Annotated in this window: 6 protein-coding genes; 3 read left to right on the top strand and 3 right to left on the bottom strand. The window is 69.4% G+C overall.

Annotated elements, in window-relative coordinates; all coding sequences use genetic code 11:
* Positions 1-2872 (bottom strand): BTAD domain-containing putative transcriptional regulator (locus K8V84_RS23835; RefSeq protein ID WP_304078823.1); only part of this gene is annotated, 2872 nt, incomplete at its 3' end.
* Between the two features lie 165 nt (positions 2873-3037).
* Positions 3038-3808 carry a FadR/GntR family transcriptional regulator gene (locus tag K8V84_RS23830; protein ID WP_304078822.1) on the bottom strand — a complete coding sequence of 257 codons (771 nt, stop codon included), beginning with the start codon at positions 3806-3808 and terminating at the stop codon, positions 3038-3040.
* 97 nt (positions 3809-3905) lie between these two features.
* Between K8V84_RS23830 and K8V84_RS23825 the strand changes: the two genes are divergently transcribed.
* The 3 genes from K8V84_RS23825 to K8V84_RS23815 all read left to right on the top strand — a co-directional run bounded on the left by K8V84_RS23825 (position 3906) and on the right by K8V84_RS23815 (position 6709).
* Positions 3906-5387, top strand: coding sequence for an amidase (locus K8V84_RS23825; RefSeq protein WP_304078821.1), 1482 nt, complete (start codon positions 3906-3908; stop codon positions 5385-5387).
* Positions 5384-6121, top strand: coding sequence for a 5-oxoprolinase subunit PxpA (locus tag K8V84_RS23820; protein ID WP_304078820.1), 738 nt, complete (start codon positions 5384-5386; stop codon positions 6119-6121). The genes K8V84_RS23825 and K8V84_RS23820 overlap by 4 nt, the downstream gene beginning before the upstream one ends.
* Before the next feature lie 135 nt (positions 6122-6256).
* Positions 6257-6709 carry a CoA-binding protein gene (locus K8V84_RS23815; protein ID WP_304078819.1) on the top strand — a complete coding sequence of 151 codons (453 nt, stop codon included), beginning with the start codon at positions 6257-6259 and terminating at the stop codon, positions 6707-6709.
* Positions 6710-7252: 543 nt separating this feature from the next.
* Here K8V84_RS23815 and K8V84_RS23810 read toward each other — a convergent pair.
* Positions 7253-7576, bottom strand: a complete 324-nt coding sequence (locus tag K8V84_RS23810; protein ID WP_304078818.1) for a MerR family transcriptional regulator — start codon at positions 7574-7576, stop codon at positions 7253-7255.
* Positions 7577-8618 lie beyond the last annotated feature (1042 nt).

Below are 8618 nucleotides of genomic sequence, written 5' to 3'. Positions count from 1 at the left end.
CCAGTTCGGCCACGCGCGCCCTGGCCTCGGCGCCGGCGAGGGAGTCCGCGAACGCCCCCGCTCGCGCCCATGCCGCGCGGGCCCGGGGCGGGTCGGCCTCGGCAAGGGCGAGTGAGACCTCCCGACACAGCAGCTCGGCCCGCAGGTAGTCGACGTCCACCAGGGCGCCGTCGAGTAATTCCCGCGCCCGGTCGAGCAGTTCACGCGCGTGCGCGTGGTGTCCTCGGGCGAGGGCCGGCTCCACCAGGCTCAGCACGCACAGGATCCGATGTTCGATGGCGACGGGTTCGGGGTCGTCCCACACTCCGCGCAGCACACGTTCGGCCTCGTCGAATCGCTCCGCACGCACCAGCTCCCCGCCGAGTTGGAGCAGGAGTGAGACGGGCGGGGCCGAGGCGCCCAGGGAACGTTCCAGGACGAGAGCCCGACGCAGGTCGCTGACGGCTCCGTCGTTCTCTCCGCGCGCGGACCGGTAACCGGCGAGCGCTGCGGTGAGCTGCACGGTCGTCCACAGGTCGCCCAAAGCGCCGAAGGACTCCGCCGCCGAGGCGGTGAGCCGCTCGGCGAGGGCGGCGTCCCCATCTCCCTCGGCGGCGAGGGCGGCGGTGGCCAGGCCCGCCGCACGCACCCAGGGGTGCTCGTGGTCGCGGGACGCCTCGGCGTCCGCGTGCACGCCCGCGTGGTCCCCGGTCATGAGCCGGTGCTTCGGGGCGATCATCGCGAACGGGGGATACTCCGCCAGGGCCTCGGGGGTCAGCGCGCGGTCGGCCCCGCGGGGTGGGGGCACGCCCGGGCCGGGGACGGGCAGGATGGCGCGCACCGCGGGGAACACCGCTCGAGCGGTGGAGGGGAGCCCGTCCGCGGCCTCGGATAGTTCGTCCAGTCGGCGGGCGGCCTCCTCGTACCGGCCGCGCACCACCCAGTACCAGCACAGTGCCAGCGCGATCCTGGCCGCGGGCCCCGTTTCCCCATGACGTACCAGGTGGCGCATGCTCTCCACGAGATTGCCGTGCTCCTCGTCGAGTAGCTCCAACGCCTGTCCCTGGTCCGGGCCGATCAGCCGCCGGGAGGCGTCCTCCGCCAGGTCGGTGAAGTACCGCGCGGCCGCGTCGCGTGTCCGCCGCTCCTCGCCGCTCTCGCGCAGGCGCTCCTCCAGGTACACGCGGGGCGTCTCCATCAGCCGGTGCCGCACCCCCGACCCGGGCGCCTCCGCGGCCTGGACCAGGGACCGGTCGACCAGGGAGGCCAGGAGGTAGGGGACCTCGGCGGGGGAGAGGCCGTCGCACACGGCCTCGGCGGCGGAGATCGTGGAGCCGCCGGGCAGGATCGACAGTCTGCGCGAGACCAGGCGTTCTTCCTCGGTGAGCAGGTCCCAGGTCCAGTCGAGCACCGCGCGCAGCGTGCGGTGTCGGGCGTTGTTGGCCCGGCGGGCACCCGCGAGCAGTTGGAAGCGTTCGTCCAAGTGCCGGGAGATCTGGTGGACCGTCATCGAGCGGATCCGGGCCGCGGCCAGTTCGATGGCCAGTGGTAGCCCGTCCAGACGGTGACAGATCTCGGACACCGCCTCGGCGTTGTCCTCGTTCACCGTGAAGCCGGGCCGGGCCAGGGCGGCCAGCTCGGCGAACATCTCCATGGCCTCCGAGCCGTCGGTGTCCAGGGCTTCCACCCGAACGAGGGCTTCTCCGCCGACGGCGAGGGGTTCGCGGCTGGTCGTCAGCATGAGCAGGTCGGGACAGTGGGAGAGCAGCCTTTCGGCCAGGTTCGCCACGCCTTCCACCAGGTGTTCGCAGTTGTCCAGGACCAGCAGCGTGGGCGCCGTCGACAACGCGGAGACGACCCGGGTGAACCGGTCCGGGCCCGGGGGAACGGCCGCCGAGCCGCCCAGGGCGCCGGCGAGCGCCTCGATCAGGCCGTCGTCCTCGCGCAGGGGGGCCAGTTCCACGAAGCGCACACGCGTTTGCGCTCCCTGGGAGGAGCAGTACTCGGCGGCGAGCCGTGTCTTACCGACTCCGCCCGGGCCGATCAGGGTCACCAGCCGGGTCCTGTCGAAGGCGGATCCTATGGCGGAGAGTTCCTCGCTCCGACCGAAGAATCGGGTGAGGTAGGGGTTCACCCACTCCCTGGGGCGCGTGGAGGCGCGGTCCCGCAATAGCTCTTGGTGCAGTTCGCGCAGCCAGGAGGAGGGGTCGGCGCCCAGTTCACGGGACAGGGCCGAGCGCAGCTCCTCGTAGACGACGAGCGCCTCCCCGCCCCGGCCGGTGGCGTGCAGCGCCTTCACCAGCAGACCGTGGCAGCGTTCACGGAGGGGATGGTCGGCGCACAGGGAGCGCAGCTCCGGCAGGACGGTGGAAGCCTCACCCAACCGCAGGGCGGCGTCGGCGCGGTCCTCGACCGCGCAAAGCCGTAGTTCCTCCAGACGCAGGGCGTTCTGGCGGGCGAAGTCCGCGTCCACACCGCCCAGGGCTGTGCCGCGCCACAGGCCCAGGGCCTGGTCCAGGACGGACGCTGCCCGCTCAGGCGAGTGTTCGAGCAGGCGGGTGCCCTCCGAGCACAGCCCGGTGAACGCGTGGAGGTCGACCTCCTCGGACGCCAGGTCCAGTCGGTAGCCGCCCGAATGCGCGTCGGGGCCGATCTCCAGGCCGTGTTCGTGCAGACTGCGGCGGGTTCGCGAGACCAGACGCCGCAGGGTGTGCACGCCTCCGTCGGGCGGGTCTCCGTCCCATAGGTCGTCGAGGAGAGTGTCCACCGGGACGGTTCGTCCCGGGGACAGCGCCAGTCGGGCGAGCAGTGAGGTGGCACGTCCGCCCACCACGGACAGGCGTCGGCCCCGGTCGTCTCGTACCTCGAAGGGACCCAGCATCGCGACTCGCACGCTGGACAATGTCTCAGAGGCCGCCGCCGGCGCACAAGGCGACCGCACTCCCGGCACCGGCCCCGGTACCGGCGGGGTGTCGCGTCGTTTCGACGCACGTCGGGCCCGTACACGCCCTACCGGGGAGCGTTGGGAGGTGACGGAGTCTCGGCTGTGACCAGGGGGTCAGGAGGACAGGTCCCGCAAACGCACGTCCTGCACTCGGCGGTCCGCCAGGGCTCGCACCCGGGTCTGGTCGAGGTAGGCGATGTGCCGATCGAAAGCCGCCTCCGCCATACCCGCGTCCTTGGCTTCGATGCCCTCCAGGATCTCCGTGTGCTGTTCGACCACTCGTGCTCGATCCAGGTACCTGACGAAGACGCTGTTGGTGGCCGGGCGCATCATGTGCACCGAGGTCATCGACAACTCGAGGATGCGATTTCCTGAGGCCCGGGTGATGGCCGTGTGGAACTCCGTGTCCAGATCCAGCCACGCGGGCCAATCCAAGGAGGCGTCTCGTGAGGCCTCCAGCGGCACCCGGATGGCCTCCAGGTCCTCTTCGTCGCGGCGCTCTGCCGCCAGCGCGATGCACTGGCCTTCCAAGATCCTGCGGGCCTCGTCGACTTCGCGCACCGACACGTCACCGGAGCGGTACCAAAGGCGCAACGAGTCCGAGAGTTGCCCCGCCACCTGGTTCGCGCTGGGGCTGGTGACGTAGGTCCCGCCGGCGCTGCCCCGAACCGACTCGACGATTCCGGTGGCGGCCAGCAGCTTGAGGGCTTCGCGTGCCGTCGCGCGAGCGACCTCGAAGGTCTCGGCGAGTTGGACCTCGGTCGGCAACCTTTCACCCGGCTGCCACACGCCCTCGGAGATGGCGGTGCGGAGCTGCCGCGCGATCTGCCCAGAGGCGTCCGTCCTCCGTAGAGCAGAGGCCACGAACTTGGGCGCTGGAGCCACAGCGTCTCACCTGTTTCCAATCATTTCTGGACATACCAACGCCGGAAGCTTATTGTATCCTAATGTTCAACATTGGACTTTGGACTTGGAGTCACTCATGCCCCTAAGAGCCCAAGAGACCACCATCGCCGAGGTGCAGCAGGCCATCCTGGCGGGGGAACTGACGGCGCGGCAATTGGTGGACGCCTACCTTGAGCGCATCGCCGCACTCGACTCCGCCGGCCCACGACTGAACTCCGTCATCACCATCGCGTCCGACGCCGGAGCCGAGGCGGACCGGCTCGACGCGGAGTTCGCCGCCACCGGAACCCTGTCCGGACCCCTTCACGGCGTGCCCATCGTGGTCAAGGACCAGGTCGAGACCGCGGGACTGCGCACCACCTTCGGAAGTCGGACCGCGGCCGACAACATCCCCGACCAAGACGCCACCGTCATCGCGAAGCTCCGCGAGGCCGGAGCCATCGTTTTGGCCAAGACGACCATGCCCGACTTCGCGACCTCGTGGTTCTCCACCTCTTCGGTGAGCGGCCTGACGAAGAACCCCTACGCGTTGGACCACGACCCCGGAGGTTCCAGCAGTGGCACCGCCGCTGCGGTGGCCGCCAACCTTGCGCTGGTGGGGATCGGCGAGGACACCGGAGGGTCCATCCGGCTGCCCGCGTCCTTCTGCAACCTGGTGGGGCTGCGCGTCACCACCGGCCTCATCAGTCGCCACGGAACGTCTCCCCTGGTGGACCCCCAGGACACCGCCGGCCCCATGACCCGCACAGTGGCCGACGCGGCCCTGCTGCTGGACACCTTGGTCGGCTTCGACTCCGCCGACCCCTACACCAGCGTGAACGCCATCGTCGGCCCGCCGAAGAGCTACCTCTCCGCCCTGGGGGACGGCTCCCTCGAAGGCCGGCGCATCGGCGTCCTGAACCAGGCGTTCGGCTCCGATGACGACCCCGAGTGCGCCGCCGTCAACACGGTGGTGCGCTCCGCCCTGAAGAAGGCGGCCGACGCCGGCGCGGAACTCGTGGACGTGCGGATCGAAGACCTGGACCGCCTGACCGGCTACACCTCGGTGTACTTCACCCGCTCCCGACAGGACATCGACGCCTTCATCGCCGATCGGCCGGGGATCGAGGCGGACTCCATCGCCCAGATCCATCAGGACAAGCTCTACCACGACAAACTGGACCTTCTCGAAGGCATCGCCCAGGGGCCGCAGGTCGCCACAGGAGACCCCGAGTACGCCGGCCGCCTGGAGGCTCGTGCCGAGTTCCAACGCGCTGTCGCCACTCTCATGGCGGAGCGGGGCCTGGACGCCATCGCCTTCCCCGACGTCAAGGTCGCCGCACCGACACACGCCGACGTCGAAGCCCACCGGTGGACCTGTCTGACCTTCCCCACCAACACGGTCATCGCTTCCCAGCTGCTCTTTCCCGCGCTCAGCCTGCCCGCCGGTTTCACCCGGGAAGGGCTGCCTGTCGGCTTGGAGCTCATGGGCCTGCCCCACAACGAGGCCACCCTGCTCGCGCTCGGCCACGGCGTGGAGAAGGTGACGGGGGCACGCCGAGCCCCGGAGCTGGGATGAGGCCGGTCACCGTCAACGCCGACCTGGGTGAGTCCTACGGGATCCACACCTTCGGCAACGACGAGGCCCTCGTGGAACTGATCGACGCGGCCAATATCGCCTGTGGATACCACGCGGGTGACCCGCACGCGATGCGCCAGGCCGTTCGGGCCTGCGTACGCGCCGGCGTGAAACCAGGCGCGCATCCCGGCCTTCCCGACCCCGTGGGCTTCGGCCGCCGCTCCATGCGTCTGACCGCTGACGAGGTACGGGACCTGGCTCTCTACCAGGTGGGCGCCCTGGCGGCCTTCGCGGAGGCCGAGGGCGGAAGACTCTCGCACATCAAACCCCACGGCGCCCTGTACGCGATGCTCGCCGAGGACGGCGATCTCATGCACGCCCTGTGTGACGTGGCCGTCCACTACGGCCTCCCCGTCTACGGGCTGGCCGGCAGCCGACACGAGGAGGTGGCCCTCGAACGCGATGTCGGTTTCGTTTCCGAACTGTACGTCGACCTCGACTACAGGGACGACGGCAGCCTGGTCGTAGGGGGTAAGACGCGGCGACGCACCCCCGCCGACGTCACAAGAAGGCTGGAGAGCGCGTTCGCAGACGGGACCGTGCAAACCGTCACCGGGAAGTACATCGACGTCAGGTTCACGAGTATCTGCGTCCACTCGGACACTCCCAACGCCGTGGAGATCGCCCGTTCCGTCGTGGCGGCGTTGGGTGCGAACCCGCCGGATGCGACGTGATCCCGGGAAGGGGCCCGAGGCCCTGACCCACGGGTGAAGGGAGGGCGGTGCGCACCGGCGCCATCCGCCCTCCTGTACCCACCACTCTCTCGGCGCCCCCGCCGCAGCCCCGCGGGAATCGATGACACATCGGAGATGTTCTCCACCGACATGACCGAGCAGTGGCTGGACCCGAAGACCATCGACCACCTTTTGGACGACACCGAGACGTGGGCCGTCGTCGGACTGTCGAACGACGCGGGGCGTGCCGCCCACCCGGTGGCCCGGATGCTGCAGGCGAAGGGCAAACGGATCATCCCGATCCACCCCGGTGCCGCCGCCGAGGGCGAGGAGGTCCTCGGAGAGAAGCCCTACGCGACGCTCGCCGACGCGGCCGCCGAGGTGGGCACCATCGACGTCGTCGACGTCTTCCGCCGTTCCGAGGCGGCCGGCGAGTTCGCCGACCAGGCTGTCGAGATCGGCGCCGGCGGCGTGTGGTTCCAGCTCGGTGTCGTCGACGAGCAGGCGTTCCGGCGTACCACGGATGCCGGCGTTCCGATGGTGATGGACACCTGCCCCGCCATCCAGTGGGGCCGACGCGGCGACTGACCAGCGGTGATCAGCCGCTCAGCGGTCACTGCCGCGCGCACCGGCCACACCCTGCCAGGGCTCCCGGTTCCGTAGCGCGATGTCGACGGTGTCCTGGAGCTCATCGTGACCGATGACGATACTCCGGGAAACCACCCATGTCCCGATCACACTCTTCGGGACACAAGGCGACCCGAAGAGTCGCGATCGGGCGAACAGTCGGCTTCTGACCTGGGTGAACGCGAGAATTCACAGCTCGTGAGGCGGACCGTCCCGGGGACCGGACGACCTCGGTGTGAACCCCACCGACGACGGCCGGGGCGACGACACCGCCCCCGGCCTCCGCTCCTGATTCCGGTGACCGCGTCTGGGAACTCGTGCGCCCGACCCCGACTTCGCACGAACCCCCACCCCTCGGCGATGGAAAGGGCCGTCTGATGACCGGCAAGAGGATCCGTCCGACCGGTCGTCCGCACAGGGGAGACCGAGGCCGGGGCAGAGAAATGGCCCCACCCGACAGGGGTGGAGCCCGCAACGATGACCGAACGGACTCCGGGTTCGGTCTCACTTCTGGGGCGGGTCGGCCGCGCGCAGCTCCTCGTTGATGCGCTGGGCCTCTTCCAGCTGGTCCTCAAGGATGATGATGCGACACGCGGACTCGATCGGAGTGCCCTCGTCCACGAGTTCGCGGGCGCGGGCGGCGATCTTGAGCTGGTATCGGGAGTAACGGCGGTGGCCGCCCTCCGAGCGCAGGGGCTCGATCAGCTTGGCCTGTCCCAGGGCGCGCAGGAAGGCCGGTGTGGCACCGATCATCTCCGCTGCGGCGCCCACGGTGTAGGCGGGATAGTCGTCATCGTCGAACCGGTGGCCGGTTTCGGGACGGGGCAAGTGTGTGTCCTTCTTCTCCTGAACGCACGTCGAGGGCCCCAGCGCCATGTGGCGCTGGGGCCCGAGAGTTCAATACCACCTACCGGCCGCTGCCGGTCTTCCGGTTCCCGAGGTCGAACTGGGACGGGAACGCGGGGATCGCGGTTGTATGACCGTGGACCACCCTCTTCCAGGACAGGGGCCTGCGGTACCCGAGCGGAACTTCTCCTCGCTCAGGCGATCCTGATGGCATCTACTCCTCTCGCTTCTCACTTCGTGCACTGCTTTCGACTGCGGTCCTACCGGCTCCCGACGCTGAACAACCGTGCGCCGGTCGAGCCCTACCGCGTCCTTCTTCCTGCCGCGGTCTCCCCTGTGTCAGCGGGAGGCCGGTACTGCGGTACTGCGCTACTTCGGGTGCTGCCCTACTTCTGTACTGCTGTCCTACCGGCCCCCGGCGCCGTACAACCGAGCACGCCGGTCAGGCCGTCCTGCTCACCACCGGTTACCCGGTGGCCTAGCCGTGAACCTCAGTGGCTATGACAGGAAATGTAGCAGCACGGATCAGCCATGTCTACTCTGGCCGCTACAAGTTTTCGATCCCCGCTGGAGATGGTTTCCCCGGATCCGGGTCCCGATCCGCGGTTTCCACGCGGTCGTCGGCGGAGGTGTGTGGTTCGCCGACGGTTACGCCTCCGGGGGCGGAGGGGCGGGAACAGCACGTTCGGGAAGGTGGGAGAGGGCGTGTCGAGGCCGTAGACAGAGGCCCGGGGCCAGACATGAGGGTGGTCGGTGTCGTGTCCCACGCGGGAACGCACTCACCGAGCGATGCGGGCGTCCATGTGTTCCTGGAACCGGTCGCGGCGAAGCGATGGTCGCGTCGAGACGGACGCGAATCGCGAAGCGGGCGAGTCGCCTTGGATGGGAGCGCCGGTTCGATCACCGGATTCGAGGGTGCGGCCAAAGAGCTCCGTGGCCCGCTCCGAACCCGGGGAACGCGAAAGGCCAGGTGTTCGAAAACCTCGAACTACCTGGCCTTGTGTGTCCGTGGAGCGGATGACGG

Origin of the sequence: Nocardiopsis listeri (assembly GCF_020741345.1) — a bacterium.
Classification (GTDB): Bacteria; Actinomycetota; Actinomycetes; order Streptosporangiales; family Streptosporangiaceae; genus Nocardiopsis; species Nocardiopsis listeri_A.
The sequence above is the reverse complement of the archived record's forward strand: the minus strand, read 5'-3'. Positions and strand labels throughout refer to the sequence as shown.